This window comes from Microbacterium sp. ANT_H45B, from assembly GCF_008369345.1.
GTDB lineage: Bacteria > Actinomycetota > Actinomycetes > Actinomycetales > Microbacteriaceae > Microbacterium.
Window position 1 is genome coordinate 346541 of sequence record NZ_VOBK01000002.1, and the last position, 24150, is coordinate 370690.

The 24150-nt window shown below is 69.7% G+C and carries 30 protein-coding genes; all 30 read left to right on the forward strand.

From position 1 onward, the window contains the following. The first annotated feature begins 27 nt into the window (after positions 1–27). The 30 genes from FQ142_RS08060 to flgN all read left to right on the forward strand — a co-directional run bounded on the left by FQ142_RS08060 (position 28) and on the right by flgN (position 24150). On the forward strand, positions 28–921 hold the full coding sequence (locus FQ142_RS08060) for a sigma-70 family RNA polymerase sigma factor (RefSeq protein WP_262492100.1): 894 nt from the start codon (positions 28–30) through the stop codon (positions 919–921). Between the two features lie 115 nt (positions 922–1036). Continuing rightward, positions 1037–1861: a flagellin gene (locus FQ142_RS08065; protein WP_149422917.1), complete on the forward strand. Its 825-nt coding sequence runs from the start codon at positions 1037–1039 to the stop codon at positions 1859–1861. Positions 1862–1963: 102 nt separating this feature from the next. Continuing rightward, positions 1964–3328 (forward strand): flagellar filament capping protein FliD, encoded by a 1365-nt coding sequence (gene fliD, locus FQ142_RS08070; RefSeq protein WP_149422918.1) that lies wholly within the window; start codon positions 1964–1966, stop codon positions 3326–3328. A 39-nt stretch (positions 3329–3367) separates the two neighbouring features. Next, positions 3368–3778 carry a flagellar export chaperone FliS gene (gene fliS / locus FQ142_RS08075; protein WP_149422919.1) on the forward strand — a complete coding sequence of 137 codons (411 nt, stop codon included), beginning with the start codon at positions 3368–3370 and terminating at the stop codon, positions 3776–3778. Positions 3779–3784: 6 nt separating this feature from the next. Then, the gene (locus FQ142_RS08080; RefSeq protein WP_056417976.1) at positions 3785–4063 is read left to right on the forward strand and encodes a hypothetical protein; all 279 of its coding nucleotides are present in this window, start codon (positions 3785–3787) and stop codon (positions 4061–4063) included. 108 nt (positions 4064–4171) lie between these two features. Further along, on the forward strand, positions 4172–4519 hold the full coding sequence (gene flgB / locus FQ142_RS08085; RefSeq protein ID WP_149422920.1) for a flagellar basal body rod protein FlgB: 348 nt from the start codon (positions 4172–4174) through the stop codon (positions 4517–4519). After that, complete coding sequence (locus FQ142_RS08090; protein WP_056417970.1) at positions 4516–4908, forward strand: flagellar basal body rod protein FlgC; 393 nt, start codon at positions 4516–4518, stop codon at positions 4906–4908. Before flgB ends, FQ142_RS08090 begins: the two co-directional genes overlap by 4 nt. Next, positions 4908–5228 carry a flagellar hook-basal body complex protein FliE gene (gene fliE, locus FQ142_RS08095; protein ID WP_149422921.1) on the forward strand — a complete coding sequence of 107 codons (321 nt, stop codon included), beginning with the start codon at positions 4908–4910 and terminating at the stop codon, positions 5226–5228. The genes FQ142_RS08090 and fliE overlap by 1 nt, the downstream gene beginning before the upstream one ends. After that, positions 5228–6868 carry a flagellar basal-body MS-ring/collar protein FliF gene (gene fliF / locus FQ142_RS08100; protein ID WP_149422922.1) on the forward strand — a complete coding sequence of 547 codons (1641 nt, stop codon included), beginning with the start codon at positions 5228–5230 and terminating at the stop codon, positions 6866–6868. The genes fliE and fliF overlap by 1 nt, the downstream gene beginning before the upstream one ends. Further along, the gene (gene fliG / locus FQ142_RS08105; RefSeq protein ID WP_262492101.1) at positions 6865–7950 is read left to right on the forward strand and encodes a flagellar motor switch protein FliG; all 1086 of its coding nucleotides are present in this window, start codon (positions 6865–6867) and stop codon (positions 7948–7950) included. The genes fliF and fliG overlap by 4 nt, the downstream gene beginning before the upstream one ends. 122 nt (positions 7951–8072) lie before the next feature. Then, the gene (locus FQ142_RS08110) at positions 8073–8711 is read left to right on the forward strand and encodes a FliH/SctL family protein (RefSeq protein WP_149422923.1); all 639 of its coding nucleotides are present in this window, start codon (positions 8073–8075) and stop codon (positions 8709–8711) included. Continuing rightward, on the forward strand, positions 8708–10036 hold the full coding sequence (locus tag FQ142_RS08115; protein ID WP_149422924.1) for a FliI/YscN family ATPase: 1329 nt from the start codon (positions 8708–8710) through the stop codon (positions 10034–10036). The genes FQ142_RS08110 and FQ142_RS08115 overlap by 4 nt, the downstream gene beginning before the upstream one ends. Further along, positions 10033–10458 carry a flagellar FliJ family protein gene (locus tag FQ142_RS08120; RefSeq protein WP_149422925.1) on the forward strand — a complete coding sequence of 142 codons (426 nt, stop codon included), beginning with the start codon at positions 10033–10035 and terminating at the stop codon, positions 10456–10458. The genes FQ142_RS08115 and FQ142_RS08120 overlap by 4 nt, the downstream gene beginning before the upstream one ends. After that, complete coding sequence (locus FQ142_RS08125) at positions 10455–10859, forward strand: hypothetical protein (protein ID WP_149422926.1); 405 nt, start codon at positions 10455–10457, stop codon at positions 10857–10859. The genes FQ142_RS08120 and FQ142_RS08125 overlap by 4 nt, the downstream gene beginning before the upstream one ends. Next, positions 10856–12307, forward strand: a complete 1452-nt coding sequence (locus FQ142_RS08130) for a flagellar hook-length control protein FliK (RefSeq protein WP_149422927.1) — start codon at positions 10856–10858, stop codon at positions 12305–12307. Before FQ142_RS08125 ends, FQ142_RS08130 begins: the two co-directional genes overlap by 4 nt. A gap of 9 nt (positions 12308–12316) precedes the next feature. Next, on the forward strand, positions 12317–12766 hold the full coding sequence (locus FQ142_RS08135; RefSeq protein ID WP_056417944.1) for a flagellar hook capping FlgD N-terminal domain-containing protein: 450 nt from the start codon (positions 12317–12319) through the stop codon (positions 12764–12766). Positions 12767–12797: 31 nt separating this feature from the next. After that, positions 12798–13964 carry a flagellar hook protein FlgE gene (locus FQ142_RS08140; RefSeq protein ID WP_056417941.1) on the forward strand — a complete coding sequence of 389 codons (1167 nt, stop codon included), beginning with the start codon at positions 12798–12800 and terminating at the stop codon, positions 13962–13964. A gap of 138 nt (positions 13965–14102) precedes the next feature. Then, positions 14103–14333 (forward strand): flagellar FlbD family protein, encoded by a 231-nt coding sequence (locus tag FQ142_RS08145; RefSeq protein ID WP_056417938.1) that lies wholly within the window; start codon positions 14103–14105, stop codon positions 14331–14333. Positions 14334–14335: 2 nt separating this feature from the next. Next, the gene (locus FQ142_RS08150) at positions 14336–15136 is read left to right on the forward strand and encodes a motility protein A (protein ID WP_149422928.1); all 801 of its coding nucleotides are present in this window, start codon (positions 14336–14338) and stop codon (positions 15134–15136) included. Further along, positions 15133–15942, forward strand: a complete 810-nt coding sequence (locus FQ142_RS08155; RefSeq protein ID WP_149422929.1) for a flagellar motor protein MotB — start codon at positions 15133–15135, stop codon at positions 15940–15942. The genes FQ142_RS08150 and FQ142_RS08155 overlap by 4 nt, the downstream gene beginning before the upstream one ends. A gap of 6 nt (positions 15943–15948) precedes the next feature. Beyond that, on the forward strand, positions 15949–16869 hold the full coding sequence (locus FQ142_RS08160) for a FliM/FliN family flagellar motor switch protein (protein ID WP_149422930.1): 921 nt from the start codon (positions 15949–15951) through the stop codon (positions 16867–16869). After that, on the forward strand, positions 16869–17525 hold the full coding sequence (locus FQ142_RS08165; protein ID WP_149422931.1) for a FliM/FliN family flagellar motor switch protein: 657 nt from the start codon (positions 16869–16871) through the stop codon (positions 17523–17525). Before FQ142_RS08160 ends, FQ142_RS08165 begins: the two co-directional genes overlap by 1 nt. Positions 17526–17528: 3 nt before the next feature. Then, positions 17529–17975, forward strand: coding sequence for a flagellar biosynthetic protein FliO (locus tag FQ142_RS08170; protein WP_149422932.1), 447 nt, complete (start codon positions 17529–17531; stop codon positions 17973–17975). 204 nt (positions 17976–18179) lie between these two features. Continuing rightward, on the forward strand, positions 18180–18956 hold the full coding sequence (gene fliP / locus FQ142_RS08175) for a flagellar type III secretion system pore protein FliP (RefSeq protein ID WP_149423484.1): 777 nt from the start codon (positions 18180–18182) through the stop codon (positions 18954–18956). Continuing rightward, positions 18953–19228 carry a flagellar biosynthesis protein FliQ gene (gene fliQ, locus FQ142_RS08180; protein ID WP_045253034.1) on the forward strand — a complete coding sequence of 92 codons (276 nt, stop codon included), beginning with the start codon at positions 18953–18955 and terminating at the stop codon, positions 19226–19228. Before fliP ends, fliQ begins: the two co-directional genes overlap by 4 nt. Continuing rightward, complete coding sequence (locus FQ142_RS08185; RefSeq protein ID WP_056419603.1) at positions 19228–19989, forward strand: flagellar biosynthetic protein FliR; 762 nt, start codon at positions 19228–19230, stop codon at positions 19987–19989. The genes fliQ and FQ142_RS08185 overlap by 1 nt, the downstream gene beginning before the upstream one ends. Beyond that, positions 19986–21089 (forward strand): flagellar biosynthesis protein FlhB, encoded by a 1104-nt coding sequence (locus tag FQ142_RS08190; protein ID WP_149422933.1) that lies wholly within the window; start codon positions 19986–19988, stop codon positions 21087–21089. Before FQ142_RS08185 ends, FQ142_RS08190 begins: the two co-directional genes overlap by 4 nt. Positions 21090–21123: 34 nt before the next feature. Then, entirely contained in the window at positions 21124–23190 is a 2067-nt protein-coding gene (locus FQ142_RS08195; RefSeq protein WP_149422934.1) for a flagellar biosynthesis protein FlhA, read from the forward strand. Between the two features lie 87 nt (positions 23191–23277). Then, positions 23278–23526, forward strand: a complete 249-nt coding sequence (gene csrA / locus FQ142_RS08200) for a carbon storage regulator CsrA (protein ID WP_149422935.1) — start codon at positions 23278–23280, stop codon at positions 23524–23526. Between the two features lie 141 nt (positions 23527–23667). After that, on the forward strand, positions 23668–24150 hold the full coding sequence (gene flgN, locus FQ142_RS08205) for a flagellar export chaperone FlgN (protein WP_056417907.1): 483 nt from the start codon (positions 23668–23670) through the stop codon (positions 24148–24150).

The following is a 24150-nucleotide window of genomic DNA, read 5'->3' on the forward strand; positions in this document are numbered from 1 at the left end:
ACCAGTTGATATAGCGACGGAGTCACATTGCTGAGCAAATCTGCACTTTCTGCCGACTCCAGTGCACCCCCGGCGCCCGCTCCGTCCGCGGAGAAGCTGGCCAGAGACAACATGCCGCTCGCGACGTTCCTGGCCGTCGAGAAGGCACGATCGGCCACCCACGTCGACCTCGACGACCTGCTCTCCGCGGCACGCCTCGGGCTCGCCCGCGCGGCGATGACCTACGACTCCTCGCGCGGCATCCCCTTCGGCGCGTTCGCGAGCAGTCAGATCAACTGGGCGATGCTCTCGGAGATGCGTCGGGCCGACCCCGCCGGCGAGCGCGGACGCGACAAGATCGAACGGGTGCGCGTGGCCGCAGACGTGATCTTCGCTCGCACCGGTCGGACGGCGACCGTGGCCGAGCTCGCGAAGGAGTCCGGCCTCGGCGCCGACGCCGTCGCCGAGATGATGCAGCTCGACGAGATGGTGCGCTCCGCCATCAGCTTCGACGAGCACTTCGATGTGGAGACGGGGCGGCGGGCCGTCGATCTCACCGACAGCGTGATCCTCCCCGAGCACGCGGTGGAGCAGTCGGAGACGCGCGACATGGTCAACCGGGTCGTCGATGCGCTGCCCGCCGCGATGCAGCAGGTCGTCCGCGGCATCTACCTCGAGGACCGCACGGTCAAGGACATCGCCGAGGAGCTCGAGGTCAGTCACGCCTACGTGTCGAAGCTGCGCTCCCGAGGGCTGCTGCTGATGCGTGAGGCGATGGAGGCCTGGGAGGGCGGCACCACGGGCGACCGGTCGACCAAGGCGAAGGCCGGCTTCTTCGAGACCCTCTTCGGTCCCGCGCACACCGCGGCACCGGCCCCGATCGCTGCGGCGGCCCGTATCGCGATGCCGGCGCGCGCCGGCGCCCTGCTCGCCGCCGTCTGAGCGCGGCGGGAAACTTGCTCCACCGCGGTTACCGCTGCTGCCGTCGTCGCGAATGTCGGTTGTGCAGGTCCACGGACGGACCCGCATTCAGCCCCATAACCACGGAGGAACACTCATGGGTCTTCAGATCGCAACCAACGTCGGTGCACTCAACGCGTACCGCAACCTCTCCATCAACCAGAACGACATGTCGAAGTCGCTCGAGAAGCTCTCGAGCGGTCTGCGCATCAACCGTGCAGCCGATGACGCGGCCGGCCTCGCGATCTCCGAGGGCCTGCGCTCGCAGGTCAACGGCCTGAACGTCGCCGCTCGCAACGCGCAGGACGGCATCTCGGTCATCCAGACCGCGGAAGGCGCCCTGACCGAGGTCCACTCGATCCTGCAGCGCGTCCGCGACCTCGCGGTCCAGGCGGGTTCGGACTCGAACAACGCCGACTCGCGCACCGCCATCAAGACCGAGATCGACACGCTCGGCGAGGAGCTCACCCGCGTCGCGGCGAGCACGAACTTCAACGGGATCAAGCTGCTCGACAGCGCGGCCACGCTGACGTTCCAGGTCGGTGCGGGCTCCGAGGCGGCCGAGGACCAGATCGCCGTCACGCTGACGGACTTCTCGGGTCTCGGTGCCACGATCGGCGCGCTGACGGTGGACACCGCCGCCAACGCGCTGACCACGATCGCCGCGATCGACACGCAGATCACGGCCGTCTCCACGGCTCGCGCCGGTCTCGGTGCGGTGCAGAACCGCTTCGAGTCGACGATCAACTCGCTGCAGGTCTCGGCCGAGAACCTCTCCGCCGCGAAGAGCCGCATCGCCGACACCGACATGGCCGCCGAGATGGTCAGGTACACCGCCTCGAACATCCTGCAGCAGGCCGGTACCGCCATGCTCGCGCAGGCGAACCAGTCGGGCCAGGGCGTCCTGCAGCTGCTCCGTTGAGTCGCTGCGCCTGAGGCGCACAGGGCGCCCGGGTGGAGTCACCTCCGCTCGGGCGCCCTCCTGTAGGACACCTTCGACCGCACCGCACGGAAGACGACCGGGATGAAACTCGACGGACTCGTATCAGGGCTCAAGACCGAAGAGCTCATCAAGGCGATGATGGACGTCTCGGCCATCCCGAAGACGCTGATCACGAACAAGATCGCCGATCGCAACTCGATCATCACGAACCTCCAGTCGCTGAACACCACGCTGCAGGAGCTCGTCACGAAGGCGAAGACCGCGGCGTCCGCGACCTCGCTCGCGGCGTTCACCGCCTCATCATCGTCCGAGACCGTCACGGTCTCGGCGGGAGCGAAGGCCAGCGCCTTCTCGACCGCCGTCGTGGTCGACGCGGTCGCGACCGCCCACTCCCTCGTCACCGCAGCCGCCGGATCGACAGGCTGGGGCGGACCCTTCACCCTCGTCGGATCCGACGGCGAGGCCGTCGAGGTCGCCCCGCTGGGCACCGGCGCCCAAGACCTCGCCAAGGCCATCAACGACTCGAAGGCAGGAGTCAGCGCGACCGTCGTGCCCGCGGGCACGGATGCCGACGGCGCACCGCTCTCACGCATCCAGCTCACCTCCGCCGAGACAGGCGCGGCGGGTGCCTTCACCGTGCACCGGGGGACTGCGGCCGAGGTCGCGGCGGGCACCTCCACGGATCTCGGAGCCCAGCCCGGCGCGGCGCTGATCACACAGGGAGCGGATGCCCGCATCCGGCTGTTCGCAGGAACCGCTGCCGAGCAGGTGCTCACCCACCCCGGCAACACGATCACCGTGGGCGAGGGGATCGAGGTCACCGTCACCGCGGTGAGCGCCGATCCCGTGACGGTCACGGTGGCGCGCGACGCGAAGGAGCAGACCACGACCGCCGAGACCTTCATCAAGGAGATCGCGAGCCTGCTGACCCGCATCGACAAGGGATCGACGGCGACGGTCGGCGGGGTGGGCGAGACGACCACCCTCGGTGTCTTCACGGGCGACAGCACCGTACGCAACCTGCGGGGTGCGCTGGCCAACGCCGTGCAGCATCCGGTGGACGGCATCTCTCCCTCGACGATCGGCATCACCGTCAGCGACAAGGGCGTGCTGTCCTTCGACGCCGAGAAGTTCGCCGCGGCCCTCGCCGCCGACGCGGAGGGCACACAGGAGCTGTTCTCCGGCGTGGCTGCGCGGCTGCAGGGCGTGACCACCCAGTACTCCGACAAGTACGACGGGCTGCTCACCAGCCGCATCACCGGCCAGGAGGACGAGGTCAAGACGCTCAAGACCCAGGTCGAGCGCTGGGATGTCCGTCTCGACCAGCGCCGCGCGACGCTGGAGCGCACCTACGCCCAGCTCGAGGTCCAGCTCTCGAAGCTGCAGTCGCAGTCCTCGTGGTTGACGAGCCAGCTCGCCGGCCTCTCGCCGTCCTCGGGCGACTGACCCGCCCTTCCGACCACCACCCACCGGAGCTCGCACATCATGGCACTCACCTCCCTCGACCGGGCCAAGCAGCAGTACCTGGAGCAGCAGGTCGCGTCCGCGACGCCCGAACGCCTGCTCACCCTGCTGTACGACCGTCTGCTCGTCGACATCGACCGGGCGGCTTCCGCGCAGGACGCCGGGGACTGGAACGTGGCGAACACGCACCTCACGCATGCCCAGTCGATCGTCGCGGAGCTGCACGGCTCGCTCACCGACGCCTGGGACGCCGCGGCGGAGCTGCGCGGCGTCTACACGTACCTCACCGGGCGCCTCATCTCGGCGAACGTCTCGCGTGATCGCGCCGCGACCCTCGAGTGCCGTCAGCTGGTGGCGCCCCTGCGGGAGGCGTGGCACGAGGCGGCCGAGCTGACCGCCGTGGCCGCTCCGCGCGCCTCGGCTCTGGGCTGACGCGCGATGACCGAGGCGCTGACCGCCTGGATGGCGGTGCTCGACAGGTTCGAGCGTGCGCTCGACGCCGCGGACGAGACGCTCGACGATCGGCCCCTCGATGCGCCGCCCGGACCCGTTCCCGACGAACTCAGAGAACGGGCTGAGGCGGTGCTCGCGCGCCAGCAGCTGATGATCGGCGCGCTGACGGCGTCGCGCGCGCATGTCGCGCGGGAGATCGCCGCACTGCGCCGGGTGCCGACAGGGCGGCAGGATCGTCCCGCGTACCTCGACATCGAAGGGTGACCGCGAGGGTTACGGGGGAGCGTCGGTGTCGCGATAGTCCGCTCCGAGCACGGATCGCTCGACGATTGGCCACGGATCGGCCTCTTCACCAACGTCCGGAGTGCCCCCGTGCTCGAATCCGTCACCTCCTCCGCGCTGATCAGTGCCCTCGACGGGCTGGCGCTGCGCCAACGCTCGATCGCTGAGAACATCGCCAACGTCAACACCCCCGGCTATCGGGCCCAGCGCGTGCAGTTCGAGGACGAGCTGCGCACGGCCGTCGCGAGCGGCTCCGGCTCGGTCGCAGCCACCGTCGAGCGGTCGCTCGAGCCCACCCGATTGAACGGCAACAACGTCAACCTCGACACCGAGACCCTCTCGAACATCGACACGGTGCTGCGCTTCCAGTTCGCCAGTCAGGCGATCGGCGGCCAGGCCTCGTCGATCAGCAAGGCGATCGGTCAGGCCTCCGCATGACGTTCGATGCGATCGGCATCGCCGGCACCGGGCTGACCGCGCACCGCAAATGGCTCGATGCGCTCAGCGACAACATCGCGAACGTCAACACCGCGACCCCTCCGGGTCAGGAGGGGTTCCGCGAGAAGTACGTCGCCGTGCAGGCGGGCACGCAGAGCCCCGGGGTGTACGTGGCGGGCGTGGTCGAATCGGAGGCCGAAGGCACACTCGTCTACGACCCCGAGCATCCGTACGCGAACGACGACGGCTACGTGCAGTACCCCGACGTCGAGCTCGGGGATCAGATGAGCATGCTGATCCTCGCGCAGCGCGGCTACGAGGCGAACGCCGCGGTCGTGGACCGCGCGAAGACGACCTACGAGGCCGCGCTGCAGATCGGACGCGGCTGATGAGCGGTCCGATCGACGCGGTGTCCGCCGCCGGTGTCGCGCCGCTGTCGGCGCTGAGCTTCGAGACGGGTCCCGACGCGGCTGGTGCCTCGGCATCCGCCGGTGCCTTCGCGACCTCGCTCACCGGCGCCGTCGAGAGTCTGCAGCAGTTGCAGTCGACCTCCAACGAGCTCGCGGTGCAGGCCGTGACCGGGGACCTGCAGGACATCCACCAGGCGATGATCGCCTCCACCCGCGCCTCGGTGACCCTCGATCTGGTGGTCGCCGTACGAGACCGCAGCGTCTCGGCGTTCAACGAGATCATGAGGATGCAGGCCTGATGCCCACGATGCTCACGGGCTACTACGACCGCGCGAAGCGGGTCGTCGGCGGCTTCTCTCTGGCCCAGCGCACGATCGCCGTCATCGGCGTCGCGCTGCTGGTGATGGGCGCCGTCGCGCTCGGCTCCTGGCTGACCCGGCCGCAGATGAGCCCCCTCTTCACCGGACTGAGTGCGGGGGATGCGTCGGCGGTCGTCGAGCAGCTGAAGTCCGCCGGCGTCGGATACGAGCTCACCGAAGGCGGGGCGACGATCCTCGTGCCGGACGACCAGGTCTACGCGCAACGCCTCGCGGCCGCATCCGCCGGTCTGCCCGGCGACACCAGCGCGGGATACACGCTGCTCGACAAGATGGGCGTGACGGCGAGCGAGTTCCAGCAGTCGGTCACCTACAAGCGCGCGATCGAGGGCGAGCTCGCCGGAACGATCGGTGCGATGGAGGGGATCTCGACGGCATCCGTGCAACTGGCGATCCCCGAGCAGAGCGTGTTCGTCTCGGAGCAGCAGAGTCCCACCGCCTCGGTGTTCGTCAAGACCCGCAGCGGCGCGTCCCTCAGCGACGAGAAGATCGAGGCGATCGTCCATCTCACGAGCGCATCGATCCCCGGCATGACCCCGGAGGACGTGGCGGTCACGGATCAGGACGGTCGGGTGCTCTCGGCGGTCGGCACCGGTCTCACCGGCAGCTCGTCGAAGCAGGCGACCGAGCACGAGGCGAAGGTCGCGGCCTCGGTCAGCCGGATGCTGGAGACGATCGTCGGCCCCGGCAACGCCACCGTCACCGTGTCGGCCGATGTCGCGAACTCGACCTCCGAGCGGATGGATGAGACCTATTCCGCGCCTGAGGGCGACCTCAGCGCCTCGGAGCAGACGAAGACCGAGACGTACAACGGCGGCCAGGCCGGCGGGACCGGCGTCCTGGGGCCCGACAACATCGCCGTGCCGAATGGGGGAGACGGCGAGGGGGCGTACGAGTTCGAGGAGACATCTCGCAGCAACGCGGTGAACAAGTCGACCGAGAAGACCGTCACTCCCGCCGGCGAGGTGACCAGGCAGACGGTGAGCATCGCTCTCAACCGCGGGGCGGTGACGGGGGTCACCGCGAACCAGATCGAATCGCTGGTCGCGTCGGCGGCGGGGATCGACGTCGAACGCGGCGATGAGATCGCGGTCGAGTTCGTCGAGTTCACCCAGGCCGGAGCGACGGCGGCGCAGACCGCCCTCGCGGCCGCGGAGGCGGAGAGAGAGCAGCAGTTCCAGCAGGAGCTGCTGCGGTCGGCGATCATCGGCGGCTCGATCCTGCTCGCGGTCGTGATCCTGATCGTCTATCTCGTGGTGCGTCGCCGGATGAAGCGGCGTGTGATGTACACCGACGACGGGCCGATCGAGTACTTCGCGACCGTCACCGAGAGCGAGGAGCAGAAGCTCAAGTCCCTCCGGGGGCTCAAAGACGCCGAGGCGATCCCGATGCCCGCACCGACCACCCTGCTGCCCTCGGCGTCGGTGGACCTCGATGACGAGCCCGAGCCCGACAAGGTGCTCGTCGAGCGCCGCCGCCGCGAGATCGATGACCTCGCCAAGCGGGAGCCCGACGCGATCGCCACGGCTCTCGCCGACCTGATGGATGAGGCGACGGTATGAGCCTGCTCACCGAGATGCTCGATGCTCAGGCCGACACCGTGGAGGTGTCGACCGCGTCGCCCCCCATCGCGCCGATGCCGGTGCAGCAGATGACCGGGCTGCGCAAGGCGGCCATCGTGCTGATGAACATGGACAGGGAGGCGAGCGCCGAGGTGCTGCGTCATCTCGGCGAGGAGCGCGCCGAGATGCTGGCGGCGGAGCTCACGCAGCTCGGCGGAGTGGATCTCGCCTCGACCGCCCGCGCCCTCGGCGAATTCCGACGGATCGCCACCGGCGGCTCCGTGCCCTCGCGCGGCGGCCAGGAACTCGCCACCGGGCTGCTGGAGACCGCATTCGGGCGGGAGAAGGCGGTGGGGATGGTGGGCCGGGTGATGTCGCAGGGCTCTGTGTCGTTCGACTTCCTCAATGCGGCGGATCCTGCCCAGCTCGCCACGATCATCGAGGGCGAGCTGCCGACGACCGTGGCCGTCGTGTTGGCGAATCTCCGAGCAGACAGGGCTGCCGCCGTGCTCGCCGCCCTCCAGGATCCGCTGCGCACCGACGTCGCACAGGCGATCGCGACGATGGGCACCGCGACGCAGGAGGCGATCTCCATCGTGGCCGACTCGCTGCGCGCACGCACCGGCGTGTTCGCGATGCGGGACAACCATGAGTCGATCGGCGGGGTGCAGCCGCTCGTCGAGATCATCAACCGCTCGGACACCGCGCTGGAGAAGTCGCTGCTCGCGAGCCTCGAGGGACGCGATCTGGCGTTGGCCGAGGACATCCGCAGCCGTATGGTCACCTTCGCCGACATCGCCAGGCTCGAGGATCGCGACGCCCAGCGCGTGCTCCGCGGCATCGACCTGCGGATGCTCGCGCTGGCGCTCAAGGGCGCGGACGAGCAGATCCTCGACAAGGTCAAGGGCAACATGACCGAGCGCAACCAGGAGAACCTGGCCGAGGAGACGCGCGTGCTCGGGCCGGTCCGGATGCGGCAGGTCGACGAAGCCCGCGCCGAGATCGTCCGCGTCATCCGCGAGCTCGAAGCCGCCGAGGAGATCACGATCTCCCGCGACGACGAGGACGAGCTCATCGAGTGAGTGCATCCGAGACGGATCGGGCCGCCGTGGTTACGGGAGCGGATGACCGTCGCGATAGTTCCCACAGAGCACGGATTGCTCGACCTTCGGGCCACGGACAGGCCTCGTCTTCTGATCCCGAGGTGTCCATCGTGCTCGACTCCGCCTTCACGCCTCTGGCGGTTCCGCGCGTGGGCGAGACTCCGATCGACATCCGCGGCGAGGCCGATCGGGCGCGAACCCGCGGTTACGCCGACGGGTTCGCCGAGGGACGGCGCATCGCGCTCGACGCGGCGGAGCACGAGCAGATCCTTCAGCAGCAGCGGATGCAGGAGCTCAGGGAGTCCTACCTGCACCAGCGCGGATCGGCACTCGCTGCTCTCGACGCGGCCCAGGCGGAATACCGGCGACGGGTCGACGAGGTGAGTGCGCTCTCAGCAGATCGTCTCGAGGAGCTCGCGGTGGACCTGGCCCGGGTGATCCTCGGGGTCGAGCTCTCGGATGCCGCGCGATCCGCTGCCCACGCCCTGCGTCGGGCGCTCGCGGAGGTCCCGGTCGACCGGTGGACCGGGGTGACCTTCAGCACCCGCGACCTGCAGACGCTGCAGGACGACGAGCCTCAGGCCCTGCAGCGGATCCCGGCGACGGCCTCCGACACGGTGGACGCCGGCGGAGCGATCGTCCGCGTCGAGGACGGCGCCGTCGACACCCGCGTCGCCGGGGCGCTGGCACGTGCGAGTTCCGCGCTCCGCGGCGACGACGACCTCGAGGCGATCGCATGAGCGCGGCGACCGCAGCATGGCGGCGTGCGCTCGACGCTGCGCGGCCCGAACGCCTCGGCACGGTGACGTCGGTGCGGGGACTCGGAGTCGAGATCGCCGGTCTCGACGGGGCTGTCGGAGACCGGGTGAGCATCGACGCGGGGGCTTCGCGAGCGGTCGATGCCGAGATCGTCGCGATCGACGGCACGTCCGCCCGGTGCATGCCCCTCGGCAGGGTCGACGGCATCACCGCTCGGGCTCGGGTGCGTCATGGGGGAGCGCCCCTGCAGGTGCCGACCGGCCGAGCGCTGCTGGGTCGTGTCCTCGACGGGCTCGGCCGCCCCATCGACGGCAAAGGCCCGCTCGGGCCCGGCGCGTCCTTCGTCTCACTCGATCACGACGCCCCCAGCATCATGGATCGGCAGCGCATCGACCGCCAGCTCGGACTCGGCGTACGCGTGCTCGACACCATGACGCCCGTGGGCACCGGGCAGCGTCTGGGACTCTTCGCGGGGTCGGGCGTCGGCAAGTCGTCACTGATGTCGATGGTGGCCCGCGGCTCGACGGCGGATGTCACCGTGATCGCGCTGGTCGGAGAGCGCGGACGCGAGGTGCGCGAGTTCCTCGAAGACGATCTCGGTCCTGACGGACTGGCGCGCTCCGTCGTCGTCGTCGCGACATCCGATCAGCCGGCGATGGCGCGTCTGCGGTCGGCCTTCGTCGCCACGCGGATCGCCGAGAGCTTCCGTGACGATGCGCTCGACGTGGTGCTGATGATGGACTCCCTCACCCGTGTCGCCATGGCGCAGCGCGAGATCGGCCTCAGCGCGGGAGAGCCGCCCGCCACCCGGGGATATCCGCCCTCCACGTTCTCTGTTCTCGCGCGGCTGCTGGAGCGGGCCGGCACCGGCCCGACCGGCTCGATCACCGGTCTCTACACGGTGCTCGTCGACGGCGACGATCACAACGAGCCGATCGCTGATGCCGCGCGGGGGATCCTCGACGGGCATGTCGTGCTCGACCGTGCCCTCGCGATCCGCGGGCACTTCCCGGCCGTCGACGTGCTCGGCTCGATCTCGCGCGTCGTGTCGAAGATCACCTCCCCGGCGCAGCGACAGGATGCGGTGGCACTGCGGAGCGTGCTCGCTGCCCGCCGCAGCGCCAACGATCTCATCGACATCGGCGCCTATCGGCCCGGTGCGAACGCGCTGGTCGACGCCGCTCTCGCGCACGAGTCGGCGATCTCGGGTTTTCTCACGCAGCGGATGGACGACCTCACCGCGTCCGACGACTCCTGGCGGCAGCTCGCCGCGCTCACCACCGACTTCGGAGGGCTCGCCCCATGACCTTCACCCTGTCCGGACTGCTTCGGGTGCGCGGCGCCCAGGAGCGTGTCGCCGCCGAGCACCTCTCGCGTGCGAGCGCGGAGCGCACCGATGCCGAAGACGCCGTGACCGACGCGGTGTCGAGCCTCTCCGAGATCAGCGCGCAGATCGACGATCCTCGCGCGCTGTTGGCCATGGCCGCCGCGCGTGCCGCAGGTCGCAGCACGCTGAGCGATCTGCAGGCGCTCGTCGAGATGCGCAGGATCGAGGAGTCGTCGGCACGATCGGCCCACATCGACGCGCGACGCGAGCTCAAGGGGCTCGAGCGTCTCGAGGACGCTCATCGCACCGAGGCCGCGAGGGTCGACCTCGCGGCGGAGCAGACCGCCCTCGATGAGATCGCCGTGGCCCGCACCACCCGGCACGCGGGGAGCGCCGCGTGAGCGGGATCGACGCGGCGATCGCCCGCGTCGAGGCCATCGAGAGCCGGATCGTCTCGCTCGACCCGGCGGCGCGAGGCGCGGCCGCGCAGGCGCCGACGGAGACGAGCGCCCCGACCGGAGAGGCGAGCGCGGCGACCTTCGCGGGCGTGCTCGAGGCGGCGCAGGCGGCATCGGGTGCCCAGACGACGGCACCCGGCGCGACGACACCGGGCGCGGTTTCCGGCACGACGGCGGGCGCGACGCCGGGCGCCGTCTCGGGTGCTGCGGATCCGACGACACCCGCCGGCAGCGCCGATCTCGTCGCCGCTCTGCAGACGTTGTTCGCGGCCGGGGCCGCCGACTCGGCGGCATTCGGGGGCACCTCGGCTTCACTGCGGAAGATCATCGAGATGGCGGGATGAGCGCCGTGAGCCTGCTGGGACCGGTGCCGGGAGTCACACCGGAGCGGGAGGTCGATCGCGGTGCGACAGGCGGCTCGGTCGCGCACTTCGCATCCGTGCTCTCCGACCAGGACCTTCGGCTCTGCGAATCGCACTTCCGCGTCCGCGAGGAGGATGCGTCGCGTGCTCCTTCCGACAGCGACTCCGAGGGGTCGACCCCGATCGGTGCGGATACGACGGGAGCGCTGCTGCTGCAACTCGCGGCGCAACGGGGGTCCTCGGCCGACGCCGTGACGACGCCGCCGGTCGGTGCCTCGACGCCTGCCGACGAAGCGATGACGGTGCCGGAATCGTCCGAGGCGGATGGCGGCGATCTGCCGGCGTCGTCAGTGCCGGTGATTCCGCTCTCGCCGACCGACTCGGCGATGACCGAACTGGCGATGACCGAACCGACGATGACCGAACTGGCGATGACCGGCACGGCGGGGGCGGCTGCGCCGACCGGCGTGGCCGCGACGGGTGCGTCGACGTCGACCAGCACACCGACGATGATCGGCATCCCGACGACGGCCGGCACACCGGCCACGACCGGTGCGGGCGACGTCGGGACCCCGCAGGCCGCGTCGGGATCGGACACCGCGGTCAGACCGGCGGGATCGCGCGGCACGGACGAGACCGCGGTCACCCCGGCAGGGTCGTCGCGCGTATCGGCCGAGGCCACGATGTCGTCCGCCGCTCCGGCCGCGGTCGCACCCTCCGCGTCCGTCACGGCTCCCGACACTGCGTCCACCTCCGCCGCCCTGACCTCCACCTCTGCCGCCGTCGATGACACCGTCGACGCCACGCCCAATGCGGCGGCATCGCCAGGCGCGTCGGCCGCGGCGGACGACGCGCCTGCCGTCGCTGTCGAGCGCGCTCAGCCCTCCGCCTCGGCGACGCCGACCGCTGCCACGGCGCCCGCTCCCGTGCCCTCGACCGCACCGCTCGCCGCCCCCGATGCGGCGGCCGCGAGCACTCGGGCCGTGGCGGCGCAGGTGTCGCCGGTCGTCATGAGCATCGCCCAGCGCCCCGCGGGTACGCATCACCTCACCCTCACGGTGAACCCCGACAATCTCGGACCCGTCACCCTCCGCGCGCACATCAGCGCGGCCGGCGACGTGCAGGTCGAGCTCAGCGGCGCGACCGAGATCGGACGAGAGGCTCTGCGGACCATGCTCGTCGACCTGCGGCGGGATCTGGCCGGTGTCATGCCCCACGCCACCCTCAGCATGGGCGTCGGCACCGGGGCCGAGCCGCCCTCGGACCGCGGAGGCCAGCCGGGAGCCGGGGGAACGGCCGGCGACCCGAGTGCGAGTGAGAGCGACGGGCGACCGAGACAGCATCCGGAATCCGACCCCGGTCGGACGTCACCCGGAGTCATCCCCACCACGACCATCGCCGCCGGCGCGGGTCTCGACATCTTCGCCTGAGAGGACCACATGACCGTCGACGCCGTGGGCGCACCGAGCGCCATCCATACGGGCAGCACCATCGACCCGGCCGCACGCAAGCAGGTGCTGGACGGCGAGGTGTTCCTCAAACTGCTCGTCACCCAGCTCACCCATCAGGACCCGTCGAGTCCGATGGACACCAACGAGATGATCTCGCAGACCACCCAGCTCGCCATGATGGAGCAGCTCACGGCCCTCGCCGACAGCGGTGCCGAGGCGTTCGCCCTGAACATGCGCCAGGCGGCGAGCGCGCTCATCGGCCAGCAGGCCAGCTACAAGGATGCCGACGGCGCGACCGTCTCCGGCATCGTCACCAAGGTGTCGTTCGACGGTCCCATCCCGCAGGTGACGATCGGCGACAAGACCGTCTCCCTCGACGCCATCACCGGCGTCACCACCCCGACCACCCCCGCGGCTCCCGCCCCGGCCGCCCTCTGACCTCCGTCTCCCACAGGAAGAGAGAACCCTCATGCTCCGCTCGCTCTACTCAGGCATCTCCGGACTCCGCTCGCACCAGACCATGCTCGATGTCACGGGCAACAACATCGCCAACGTCAACACGGCCGGCTTCAAGGGGTCCTCGGTGCTGTTCCAGGACTCCCTGTCGCAGCTCGTCGGCAATCCGGGCATCCCCGACGACGAGGTCGGCGGCCGCAACCCCGCCCAGGTCGGACTCGGTGTGCAGGTCGCCGGAGTCCGCACGAACTTCGCGCAGGGTTCCGCGCAGGCGACCGGCCGTGGGGGAGACCTGATGATCTCCGGCGACGGATTCTTCGCGGTGCGTGCCGGCGGGGAGACCCTGTACACCCGCGCCGGGGCCTTCTCGTTCGACCCCACGGGCAAGATGGTCACCGCCGACGGCGCGGTCGTGCAGGGCTGGTCGGCGCAGAACGGCGTCGTCAACACCGGCCAGGCGACGGGGAACATCGTGCTTCCCCTCGACGCGGTGGCCCCCGCGCGAGCCACGACGGCGGCCTCGGTCACCGGCAACCTGCCCTCGACTGCCGCGGTGGGCGACGAGCTCGTGCGCGACGTCAAGGTCTACGACGCGCAGGGCACACCCTCGACCCTGAGCCTGACGTTCACCAGGACGGCCGCGGGCTGGGACGTCACGGATCCCGCCAGCGGTGCCACGGGTGCACTCGCGTTCACGAACGGAGTTCAGGCCGCTCCCGGTCTCACTCTCGTCGCCGGAGCCGTGACCGTCGACCTCGGCGCCGTCACGGGCTACGCCGAGCTGTCGACCGTCGCCGTGTCGGAGCAGAACGGCGCTGCCGCGGGAACACTGAAGTCGTACAGCATCACCGGCGACGGATCGATCGTCGGCACCTTCAGCAACGGGGCGACCCAGACTCTCGGCAAGATCGCGATGGCGACCTTCGCCAACCCCGAGGGACTCGAGAAGGCCGGCGGGACGGCCTACCGGGTCTCGGTGAACTCGGGCGGAGCACGGGTGGGGGAGCCGGGAGACGCGGGATTCGGCGATCTGGTCTCGGGTGCTCTCGAGATGAGCAACGTGGACCTGTCGCAGGAGTTCACGAACCTCATCGTCGCGCAGCGCGGGTTCCAGGCGAACGCCCGCATCATCACCACCAGCGACGAGGTGCTGCAGGAGCTCACGCAGCTGAAGCGCTGAGGTCGTGCCACCGCCTCGGGCCCCGGTCGCCGGGTCCCGAGGCGGTGGCCGTCTGCAGGCAGCCCTGGTTACCCGGTGCTCACAGCGTCGCGATAGTCGGACGGACCTCCCACTCGCCCGACGCCCGGAGCCTTCTCGATGATCATCGTCACCCGCCTCGACCGCACGCGGTTCGCGGTGAACCCGGACCTGATCGAGCGCATCCTCTCGTCTCCCGACACGACCCTGCACATGGTCGACGGCAAGGTGCATGTCGTCGTGGAGTCCCTCGACGAGGTCATCGAGCGCATCGTCGCGTATCGCGCACGCGTGCTCGGGGTCGCGCAGTCCCTGACCACGGGCTCGCTCGCCGCGCAGGATCGGATCTGATCGTGGATCCCGCATTCCTCATCGGCGTCGTCCTGGCGTTCGGCGCCCTGGTCGCGATGATCACGATGGAGGGCGCGAGCTTCGAGGCGCTGCTCATCCCCGCCCCGATGATCCTGGTGCTCGGCTCGACGATCGGCGTCGGCATCGCCAGTCACACCCTGCGCGACACGATCCTCGCGGTGCAGAGTCTCGGACGCATGGTCCGCGGTCCGAAGATGACCCCCGAGGCCGTGATCCCGTTCCTGGTCGGGTATGCCGAGAAGGCACGCGGCGAGGGACTGCTCGCGCTCGAGCAGGAGCTCGACAGCGCCCCCGACGCCTTCACCAGGCAGGCACTGCAGGCGCTCGCGGACGGCACCGACCCCGAGGACCTGCAGACGGTGATGGATGACGAGATCGCCGCGACCGCGTCGCGCACTCGCGTCGCCTCGAAGTTCTTCGGGTCCCTGGGCGGCTACGCGCCGACCATCGGCATCGTCGGCACGGTCGTCTCGCTCACCCACGTGCTCGAGAAGCTCGACGAGCCCGATCACCTCGGGCCCATGATCGCCGCGGCGTTCGTCGCCACGCTGTGGGGACTCCTGTCGGCGAACTTCATCTGGAACCCGATCTCCGGTCGCCTCGGCCGGATCGGGGCGGTGGAGCTCGAGCGCATGACCCTCGTGTCCGAGGGCATGCTGGCGATCCAGGCGGGAAGCGCTCCGCACCTGCTGCAGGAGCGGCTCGAGGCGCTCTCGACCGTCAAGCCGAAGGCGAAGAAGCCGAAGCGCGAGCAGACACCGGCCGCCGAGGACGCCCGATGAGCACGGCCCGCCGGACACGCGGCCGCGGGCACGAGGACGATGCGCACGACGAGCCCGACGAGCGCTGGGCGGTCTCGTACGCCGACATGGTGACGGTGCTGATGTGCCTGTTCATCGTCCTGTTCGCGGTGTCGAACGTCGACAAGACGAAGTTCGAGCTCCTCGCCAACAGCCTGGCCACCGGGTTCGGGCAGGAGAGCACCGAGGGTGGAGCGGACACCGCCGAGGGCATCGTCGTCCCCGAGGAACTGCAGGACGACGACGGGGTGGTGGATCTCACCGCCAGGGCCGAGGCCGAGTTCGAGTCGCTCGAGCAGCTGCGTGACCGCATGACCGCGTCCCTGGCGACGCAGGGCCTGCAGGACACGGTGCAGTTCGTGATCGACGATCGCGGTCTGCAGGTCGGTCTGGTGGGCGCCGAGACCTTCTTCGCCGACAACAGCACGGAGCTCTCGGCCAAGGCCGATTCGGTGCTCGACGCGATCGGCGACGTCCTGACCACGGTCGACAACCAGGTCAGCGTCGAGGGGCATGCCGACCATCGCGTGTCGGCGCTGCCGTTCCCCACCAACTGGGAGCTGTCCGGCGGGCGGGCGACCCAGGTCGCGCGGTTCCTCGTCGAGCACGAGGGTGTCGGAGGGCCGAGGGTGAAGGCGACGGCGTACTCGGACACCCGCCCGATCGCGCAGGGAGACAGCCCGCAGGCGCTGGCGAGCAACCGTCGCGTCGACATCGTCGTGGAATCGACCGAGGCCGAGCAGGTGCGGGCCCTGATCCCCGCCATCGCTGCCGCGTCGAAGGACTGAGGAGATATGAGCACCACCGCCGAGTCGACCGTCGTCAGCGCACACACCGTGCTCGAGCCGGCCTCCGTGCGCCACCCCGCGTACGACTTCGGCCGTCCTGCACAGCTCGGGCGCGAGAGCACTCGACACCTGGAGGCGGCATTCGAGTCCTTCGCCCGTCTGTGGTCGTCGCAGCTGACCGACAAGATCCGGGTGCGTGCGCACCTCGCGTTCGATCGCGTCGAGCTGATCAGCTACGAGGAGTACTCCGACACCCTGCCCAGCACCACGGCGATGGTCGCGGGCTCCTTCGTCGACCGCGACGAGCCCTGCGTGGTGCAGTTCGGCCTCGACGGCGCACTGCTGTGGGTCGTGCAGATGATGGGCGGCCGCAGCACGGCGCTGCCCGAGCCCCGCACCTTCACCCCGATCGAACTCGCGCTGGTGCGCAATCTCATGGAGGGCACCTTCGAGCACCTGCATGCGAGTCTGGACGCCCTGCTGCCCGGTGCGCCGCGGTTCAGTGCGGTGCACTACAACCCGCAGTACCTCCAGGTCGTCGCCGCGACGGCCGCGGTCATCGTCGCGCGCTTCACGATGCGGTTGGGTGACTCCGAGACGAGTGCGACCGTCATGCTCCCGGCCTCCGCGGTCGTGGACCGCCTCGCAGCCACGGGCTCGGATGCCGACCCGGGGCACTCGGCCGGGCAGACCCTCGAGCAGGTCCGCAGCACGCCGCTGGAGATCACGCTGCGCCTCGCGCCGCTCACGATCGGCGCCGGCGAGATCCTCGATCTCGCGCCGGGAGACCTTCTGCGTCTGCCGCATCCCGAGACACGACCGTATGAACTCGTGGCAGGGCAGACGCCGATCGGCCTCGCCACACCGGGCAGCAGGGGCTCCCGCCTCACCTGCATGATCACGAGCACCTCCGAGGAGACCCACTGATGAGCACCTTCCACGCCACCGCCGTCGCCGCCGCGATAGCCGGCAGGCTGCCGTTCGCCTTCCCGGTTATCCCGGCGCCGTCCACCGACCCCGGTGCGTCCGGAGACGCGGTCGTCGTCGCGTTCGCCGGCAGCCCGGGTGCCCGCCTGGCGATCCAGGTGGTCGACCCCGCGCGGCTCGAGGACGGCTCGAAGAGCGCGCCGCTGGTCGATCGCCTGCATCCGGTGTTCGAGGCCGCCGTGGCCGTGCTGGGCAGCGGATCGATGGGCGGGGGCGAGGTGGTCGACGCCGCAGAGGTGTTCACCGATGCGGGCACCCAGGTGTTCGACATGGTCGACGCCGCGGGCAGCGTCGTGGCCAGGGCCGCCGTGCGGATCGACGGTGCGCGGGCCGACGTCGCTCCCGGACCGCAGCGGCTGAGTCGCATCGCCGGCGTCGAGATGGAGCTGGTCGTCGAGATCGGACGCACACGGATGCCGGTGCGCGACGTGCTGTCGCTCGAACCCGGACGCGTCGTCGAGCTCGACCGCGCGGCGGGATCTCCCGCCGACATCAAACTGAACGGCCGTCTCATCGGCCACGGCACCGTGGTGGTCGCCGACGGCGACTTCGCGATCCGCGTGGAGCGCATCCTCGACGGCGCAGAGGCCGTCTGAACGATGGACGACATCCTCATCGCCCTGCGCGCGATCGTCGCGCTCGGAGCCGTGCTCGGCCTGCTGCTCTTCCTCAGCCGTCGACTGCAGAAGTCGCAGGCGAAGGGCGTCAGCCCGCTGTCCGGACTCCTGCCGAGACGTCTGAGCAGACTCGCGGAGCTGCGGCCGACGCGCACGACGGCGCCGCCTCGTGCCCGCCAGGAGAAGATCACGGTCGTCGCGAGATCCGGCATCGGCGCCAGGGCCCAGCTCGTCGTGGCCGAGTTCGGCGGCATCCGCTACGTGCTCGGCGTGACCGAGCACGGGATCAACGTCGTCGACACGCAGGAGGCTCCGCTCCTCGACGACGACGACGAAGCGAGCGGACGCGAACCGGCGGAACGCGACGCGGCCGAGACGGACGAGCTGCAGAACGACATCGTCGATCGCGCACTGAAGTCCGTCGCCTGACATCGACCCGCCGCGACGACGACCTCGCCGTCGAGGGGTTACCGGCACGGCCCCGCGTCGCGATAGTCGACAGCGAGCACGGATAGCTCGCCCCTCTGGCTACGGATCGGCCACGACACCCACCTTCGGAGTGCCGCCGTGCCCGTATCCGCCGCCGCCGTGCTGCCCGCGCCTCTGCCGCGCCGCGCGCGCCGGCTGTGGGCTATGCTCGCCGTCGCCCTCTGCCTGATCGCCGTGCTGGTGCTGATCGACGCGACCGGGGCTCATGCGACCCCTGCGCTGCTCGCGACCGAGACCGGTGACGGCGACGGCGGTGGCGTGACCATCAACGGCATCAACGGGTCGCCGTCCGACAGCATCATGACCCTGCTCGGCATCACGGTCCTCAGCGTGGCCCCCGCGCTGCTGCTGATGATGTCGAGCTTCACGAAGATCTTCGTGGTGCTGGCGCTCACCCGCAACGCGCTCTCGCTGCCCTCGATCCCGCCGAACCAGGTGCTGGCGGGGCTCAGCCTGTTCCTCACCCTGTTCATCATGTGGCCGGTGCTCACCGACATCAACACGGTCGCCGTCAGCCCGTTCACCGACGGACAGATCGAGTTCGGGCGTGCGTTCGAACTCGCCCAGGAGCCCCTGCGGAACTGGATGCTCTCGTACACGCGCGAAGAGGACATCGCGCTGATGCACAGGGCGGCGCAGATGGACAACCCGTCCGATCCGTCCGGCATCCCGTTGCAGACGCTCGTCCCCGCCTTCATGATCAGCGAGCTGCGCGCCGCCTTCCTCATCGGCTTCATCATCTTCGTGCCGTTCCTCGTGATCGATCTGGTCGTCGCGAGCGCGCTGATGTCGATGGGAATGATGATGCTGCCGCCGGTGATGATCTCGCTGCCGTTCAAGATCCTGCTCTTCCTGCTCATCGACGGCTGGGGAATGGTCATCACCGCCCTCGTGCAGTCGTACAACGGGGGCGGCGGATGAACCCCGAGGCCGTCATCGACATCGGTCAGGCCGCCCTGATCGTGGGCGCGAAGCTGTGTGCGCCGATGCTGATCACCGCGCTCGTGGTCGGCTTCGCGATCTCGCTGCTGCAGTCGATCACCCAGGTGCAGGAGATGACCATCTCGTTCGTGCCGAAGCTCGTCGCCGTCGGCATCGCCCTGCTCGTGAGCGGGCACTGGATGATCGCCGAGATGATCGCGTTCACGAACGAGATGTTCGCCCGCATCCCCACGCTCCTGAACGGGGGATGATGAACATCCCCCTCGACTTCGGGTGGCTGGAGGCCACGGCGCTCGCCTGCGTGCGGATCACCGCCTTCCTCGTGCTGGCCCCGCCGTTCAGCCATGGCACGATCCCGATGCGCATCCGCGCGATGCTCGGGGTGGGGCTGGCCCTCGCCGTCTCGCCCGTCGTGACCGCAGGATACGAACGCCTCGACACCGGTGGGTTCCTGTTCGCGCTCGTCGGTCAGGCGATCACGGGCGCCCTGCTCGGGTTCCTCGTCATGGTGCTCTTCAGCGCGATCCAGGGCGCGGGGCACCTGGTCGACACCTTCGGCGGCTTCCAGATGGCGCAGGCGTTCGACCCCGGCATGGCGATCAACGGGGCGCAGTTCACCCGTCTGTTCCAAATGACGGCGATCATGCTGCTGTTCGCCTCCGACGGGTACCAGCTGGTGCTCGGCGGGCTGTTCCGCTCGTTCGACGCTGTCCCGGTGACGGGGATGATCGACCTCAGCACCCCCGCCGAAGCCCTCGTCGGCGCTGCCGGGCAGATGATGCTCAGCGCCGTGCAGATCGCCGGCCCGCTGCTGATCGTGCTCTTCCTCGCCGACGTGGGTCTCGGGCTCGTCAGTCGCGTGGCACCCGCGCTGAACGCCTTCGCGATGGGCTTCCCGATCAAGATCGGCCTCACGCTGCTGCTCGTCGGCTTCGTGTACGCCGCGCTGCCGAGTGTCGTGGCCGTGATCGCCGAGGATGCGGCACGGCTGCTGCTGGGAGTGACCCGATGAGCCAGGCCGAGAGCGGGGAGCGCACCGAGAAGGCCACGGATCGTCGCCTCAAGGAGGCGCGCAGGAAAGGGCAGATCGGGCGCAGTCAGGACTTCACGGCCTGGGTCTGCATCGCCGCGGCGGCGGTCATGATGGTGCCGACGATCGCGTCGGGCACGCAGGTGCTCACCGAGCTGTTCCTCGCGGTGGCGCCGGTGGCGAAGGACCCGAGCGACGGCGCCGCGCTGGACGTCCTCGGCGCGGCGCTCTCGTCGCTCGGCGGCATCATGATGCCGATGCTCGTCGTGGTGCTCCTCGCCACCACGGCGACCGCGGTGGCGCAGGGCGGCATCCACCTGCGCGGTGTGACGATGCGGACGGAGCAGTTCAACATCGTCTCGGGCATCATGCGGGTGTTCGGCAAGCAGGCGCTCTGGGAGGGGGCGAAGGCCCTGCTCAAGACCGTCGCCATCGGACTCGCACTGTGGATCGTCGTCTCGGGTCTCGTCCCGGTGCTCATGGCGAGCGGCAGCCACAACATCACCTGGCTGCTGGAGCAGGCGGCCGGGGGAGCGGTGGCGCTGCTGCAGGTCGCGGTGGCGGTGGGCATCCTGCTCGCCGCGATCGATGTGGCCGTCGTCATGCGACGCAACCGCAAGCACACGCACATGACCAAGAACGAGGCGAAGGACGAGCACAAGAAGAGCGAGGGCGACCCGCTCGTGCGGTCGCAGCGCCGATCGCGGCAGCTCGCGATGAGCCGGAACCGGATGATCGCCGCGGTCGGCGAGAGCGATGTCGTGCTCGTGAACCCCACCCACGTCGCGGTGGCGCTGCGCTACGAACCGGGCAAGTCGGCGCCGCGGGTCGTCGCGAAGGGCGCGGGCATCGTCGCGCAGAAGATCCGCGAACGCGCGGAGGAGGCGGGAGTGCCCATGATCCGCGACATCCCCCTGGCGCGCGCCGTCCACGCCGCCTGCGAGCTCGGCCGGGAGATCCCCGAAGAGCTGTACACCGCGGTGGCTCAGGTGCTCGCGTTCATCGAGCACCTCAAGCGTCGCGGTGCCGCGCGTGGCACGCACACCATGCCGTTCGCCAGCACTCGAGACCGCGGTCTCTGAGCCCCCGTCCCCGTCGAGAGAGAACGAGAAGCACATGTTCGGTCAGCTGCTGTCCAAGGGCGCCGTGCCCGTCGGTGTGGTGGGCATCATCCTGCTGCTCATCGTGCCGATCCCCACGCCGCTGCTCGACGTGCTCATCGTGCTGAACATCTCGTTCGCGCTGCTGATCCTGCTCACGGCGATGTTCGTGAAGAAGCCGCTGGATTTCTCGGTCTTCCCCAGCCTGCTGCTGGTCGCCACCCTCTTCCGACTCGGACTCAACGTGGCCTCGACCCGCCTGGTGCTCAGCGAAGCGCACGCCGGTCAGGTCATCCAGGCGTTCGGGCAGATCACCATCAGCGGGTCCCTGGTGATCGGCGCCGTCATCTTCCTCATCCTCACGGTCATCCAGTTCGTGGTGGTCACCAAGGGCGCCGAGCGCGTGGCGGAGGTCGGCGCGCGATTCACGCTCGACGCGATGCCCGGCAAGCAGATGGCGATCGACGCCGACCTGAACGCGGGGCTCATCACCGACGTCGAGGCGCGCCGGCGCCGCGCCGAGGTCGCCGCGGAGGCCGACTTCTACGGGGCGATGGACGGGGCGTCGAAGTTCGTGAAGGGCGACGCCATCGCCGGCATCGTCATCGTCGTCATCAACTTCGTCGGCGGCATCATCATCGGCATGGTGCAGCACGGCATGGAGATGGGGGATGCGCTCGAGACGTACAGCATCCTCACGATCGGCGATGGTCTGGTCACGCAGATCCCCGCGCTGCTCATGGCGGTGTCGACCGGCATGATCGTCACCCGCGAGAACGCCGAGACCGAGATGGGTCAGGCGGCGGGACGCCAGCTCATGCAGTCCCGCAATGCGCTGGTGATCACCGGGCTGGCCGCGATCGCCATGGGGTTCATCCCCGGCATGCCACTGCTGGTGTTCCTCGTGATCGGCTCGGTACTGCTGTTCGCGGCGTCGCGCGTGAAGGCGAACGAGGATCGCGATGCCGCCCTCGAGGCCGACGCTCTGCAGCAGGAGGCGGTGGACGCGAGCGCGGAGGGGCCGGAGGAGCTGATGGATCGGATGCGCGTGCATGCGCTGGAGATCTCGCTCTCGCCCGACATCGTGGATCTCGCGTCCGGGGGCGCGGGTGATCTGCTCACCCGTGTGAAGTCGCTGCGGCGCAAGCTCGCCCTCGACATCGGCATCCTGATGCCGCCGGTGCGCACCCGCGACAACATCGACCTGCCGGCGCAGACCTACGCGATCCTCATCGCCGGCGTCGAGGCCGGACGAGGATCCGTTCCCCGCGGCCACGTGCTCGCGATCGGCTCCGGGCTCGAGCAGCTGCCCGGGACGGCGGTCGTCGACCCGGTCTTCGGCCTGGAGGGCAAGTGGGTCCCGGCCGAGATGTCGCACGCGGCCGACATGGCCGGCGCGACGGTGATCGACCGAGCGAGCGTCATCATCACCCACCTCTCGGACATCGTGCAGGGCCAGGCGGATCGGCTGCTCTCGCTCGAGGACGTCCGCCAGCTGACCGAGCACCTCAAGCAGACGAGCCCCGCGACGGTGGAGGAGCTCACCCCGGCCGTGCTGTCGCTCGCCGCCATCCAGCGCGTACTGGCCGGACTGCTCGCCGAGAGGGTGCCGATCAACGATCTCGCCCGGATCTACGAGGCCCTCGCCCTTCGTGGCAAGGCCTCGGCCGATACCGCGGGGCTCATCGACGCGGCGCGCGCGGCGCTCGGACCGGCGATCGCCGCCCGCTTCGCCGAGGAGGGGCGCATCCGGGTCGTGATGTTCGAGCCCATCCTCGAGCAGCAGATGCTCGAGGGCATGAGAGTGGTCGAGGGGCAGCCGCAGATCGTGCTGACCCCCGAGACCACGATGCAGGTCCTCGACAACGTGCGCCGCACCGTCGAGGAGCTCGATCCGTCGGGTTCCGAACCCGTGCTGGTGTGCGCCCCGACGCTGCGTCACGCCGTGCGACGGCTTGTCGCGTCGCAGGTGCGCGGCCTCCCCGTGCTCTCCTACGACGAGGCGGCGTCAGGCGGGCTCGCCACCGATGTCGTCGGCGTGGTGCGCATGATGAACCCGGCGCTGCCCGCTGCCACCCTCTGATCTCGAATTCTGCTCATTTACGAGATGAGTGCGATACATTTGTGCACAGAGGCGCGACCGTGCCCAGCCATGGAAGGCAGACGACGCATGCTGGTACTGACGAGACGCGCCAACGAGAGCATCGTCATCGGCGATGACATCACCATCACCATCCTCGCGGTCACTCCGAGCGGTGTCAGGGTCGGCATCGACGCCCCGCGGGACAAGCGCATCAACCGCGCCGAGATCGTCGTCGCCGTGAGCGATGCCAATCGTGAAGCGCTGCAGGCCGCGGCCGACGAGACGGCCGAATCGCTGCTGCTCGACGTTCTGGGACGTACGGGCGCGGGCCGCTGAGCGCGAGCGGCGCACGGTGCGGACCACGGATGCCGCATGCGCTCCGCTCCGTGGAGTTACTGACGCTCACGTTGTCGCGATAGTCGGACGTGCGACGGGCTTCCCCCTCGCGGAAATCGCGACATGACGAGGTGACCAATCGTGGCCGCTCACGACCTGAGCATGCAACTGATGCGAGAGCGCGACCTGCTGGAGGTGCTGCTGTTCAAGCTCGACGAACAGCAGATGCTGCTCGCGACGGGACGCAATCGCTGGATCCACCACGCGGCGAACGAGATCGAGCGCGTCCTCGCGGCCATGCCGACGGTCGCTCTCTCCCGTGACACGCTGGTCATCTCGGTCGCCGACGAGTGGGGCGTCCCCGAGGCGACCACGCTGCAGGACCTGATCGATGCCGCGCCGACCGATGCCTGGCGCGAGATCCTGTCGGGACACCTCACGGCCATGGTCACTCTCGCAGACGAGATCGGCGAGATGAAGAAGGTCAACGAGCAGCGTCTGCGCACCGCGATCCGCATCACCCAGGAGACCATCGCCGGACTCGGCGTCCCCACCGGCGAGTACGACCCGCAGGGCGGTGTCGTCCGCGACGGCGACGCCCGACTGCTCGACACCAGGGTGTGA

Excerpts from the sequence above, each read along its gene's own strand:
- FQ142_RS08065 (WP_149422917.1), top strand. The coding sequence starts at position 1,037 with ATGGGTCTTCAGATCGCAACCAACGTCGGTGCACTCAACGCGTACCGC.
- fliD (WP_149422918.1), top strand. The coding sequence starts at position 1,964 with ATGAAACTCGACGGACTCGTATCAGGGCTCAAGACCGAAGAGCTCATC.
- fliS (WP_149422919.1), top strand. The coding sequence starts at position 3,368 with ATGGCACTCACCTCCCTCGACCGGGCCAAGCAGCAGTACCTGGAGCAG.
- FQ142_RS08080 (WP_056417976.1), top strand. The coding sequence starts at position 3,785 with ATGACCGAGGCGCTGACCGCCTGGATGGCGGTGCTCGACAGGTTCGAG.
- FQ142_RS08090 (WP_056417970.1), top strand. The coding sequence starts at position 4,516 with ATGACGTTCGATGCGATCGGCATCGCCGGCACCGGGCTGACCGCGCAC.
- fliE (WP_149422921.1), top strand. The coding sequence starts at position 4,908 with ATGAGCGGTCCGATCGACGCGGTGTCCGCCGCCGGTGTCGCGCCGCTG.
- fliF (WP_149422922.1), top strand. The coding sequence starts at position 5,228 with ATGCCCACGATGCTCACGGGCTACTACGACCGCGCGAAGCGGGTCGTC.
- fliG (WP_262492101.1), top strand. The coding sequence starts at position 6,865 with ATGAGCCTGCTCACCGAGATGCTCGATGCTCAGGCCGACACCGTGGAG.
- FQ142_RS08115 (WP_149422924.1), top strand. The coding sequence starts at position 8,708 with ATGAGCGCGGCGACCGCAGCATGGCGGCGTGCGCTCGACGCTGCGCGG.
- FQ142_RS08120 (WP_149422925.1), top strand. The coding sequence starts at position 10,033 with ATGACCTTCACCCTGTCCGGACTGCTTCGGGTGCGCGGCGCCCAGGAG.
- FQ142_RS08130 (WP_149422927.1), top strand. The coding sequence starts at position 10,856 with ATGAGCGCCGTGAGCCTGCTGGGACCGGTGCCGGGAGTCACACCGGAG.
- FQ142_RS08135 (WP_056417944.1), top strand. The coding sequence starts at position 12,317 with ATGACCGTCGACGCCGTGGGCGCACCGAGCGCCATCCATACGGGCAGC.
- FQ142_RS08140 (WP_056417941.1), top strand. The coding sequence starts at position 12,798 with ATGCTCCGCTCGCTCTACTCAGGCATCTCCGGACTCCGCTCGCACCAG.
- FQ142_RS08145 (WP_056417938.1), top strand. The coding sequence starts at position 14,103 with ATGATCATCGTCACCCGCCTCGACCGCACGCGGTTCGCGGTGAACCCG.
- FQ142_RS08155 (WP_149422929.1), top strand. The coding sequence starts at position 15,133 with ATGAGCACGGCCCGCCGGACACGCGGCCGCGGGCACGAGGACGATGCG.
- FQ142_RS08160 (WP_149422930.1), top strand. The coding sequence starts at position 15,949 with ATGAGCACCACCGCCGAGTCGACCGTCGTCAGCGCACACACCGTGCTC.
- FQ142_RS08165 (WP_149422931.1), top strand. The coding sequence starts at position 16,869 with ATGAGCACCTTCCACGCCACCGCCGTCGCCGCCGCGATAGCCGGCAGG.
- FQ142_RS08170 (WP_149422932.1), top strand. The coding sequence starts at position 17,529 with ATGGACGACATCCTCATCGCCCTGCGCGCGATCGTCGCGCTCGGAGCC.
- fliP (WP_149423484.1), top strand. The coding sequence starts at position 18,180 with ATGCTCGCCGTCGCCCTCTGCCTGATCGCCGTGCTGGTGCTGATCGAC.
- fliQ (WP_045253034.1), top strand. The coding sequence starts at position 18,953 with ATGAACCCCGAGGCCGTCATCGACATCGGTCAGGCCGCCCTGATCGTG.
- FQ142_RS08185 (WP_056419603.1), top strand. The coding sequence starts at position 19,228 with ATGAACATCCCCCTCGACTTCGGGTGGCTGGAGGCCACGGCGCTCGCC.
- FQ142_RS08190 (WP_149422933.1), top strand. The coding sequence starts at position 19,986 with ATGAGCCAGGCCGAGAGCGGGGAGCGCACCGAGAAGGCCACGGATCGT.
- FQ142_RS08195 (WP_149422934.1), top strand. The coding sequence starts at position 21,124 with ATGTTCGGTCAGCTGCTGTCCAAGGGCGCCGTGCCCGTCGGTGTGGTG.
- csrA (WP_149422935.1), top strand. The coding sequence starts at position 23,278 with ATGCTGGTACTGACGAGACGCGCCAACGAGAGCATCGTCATCGGCGAT.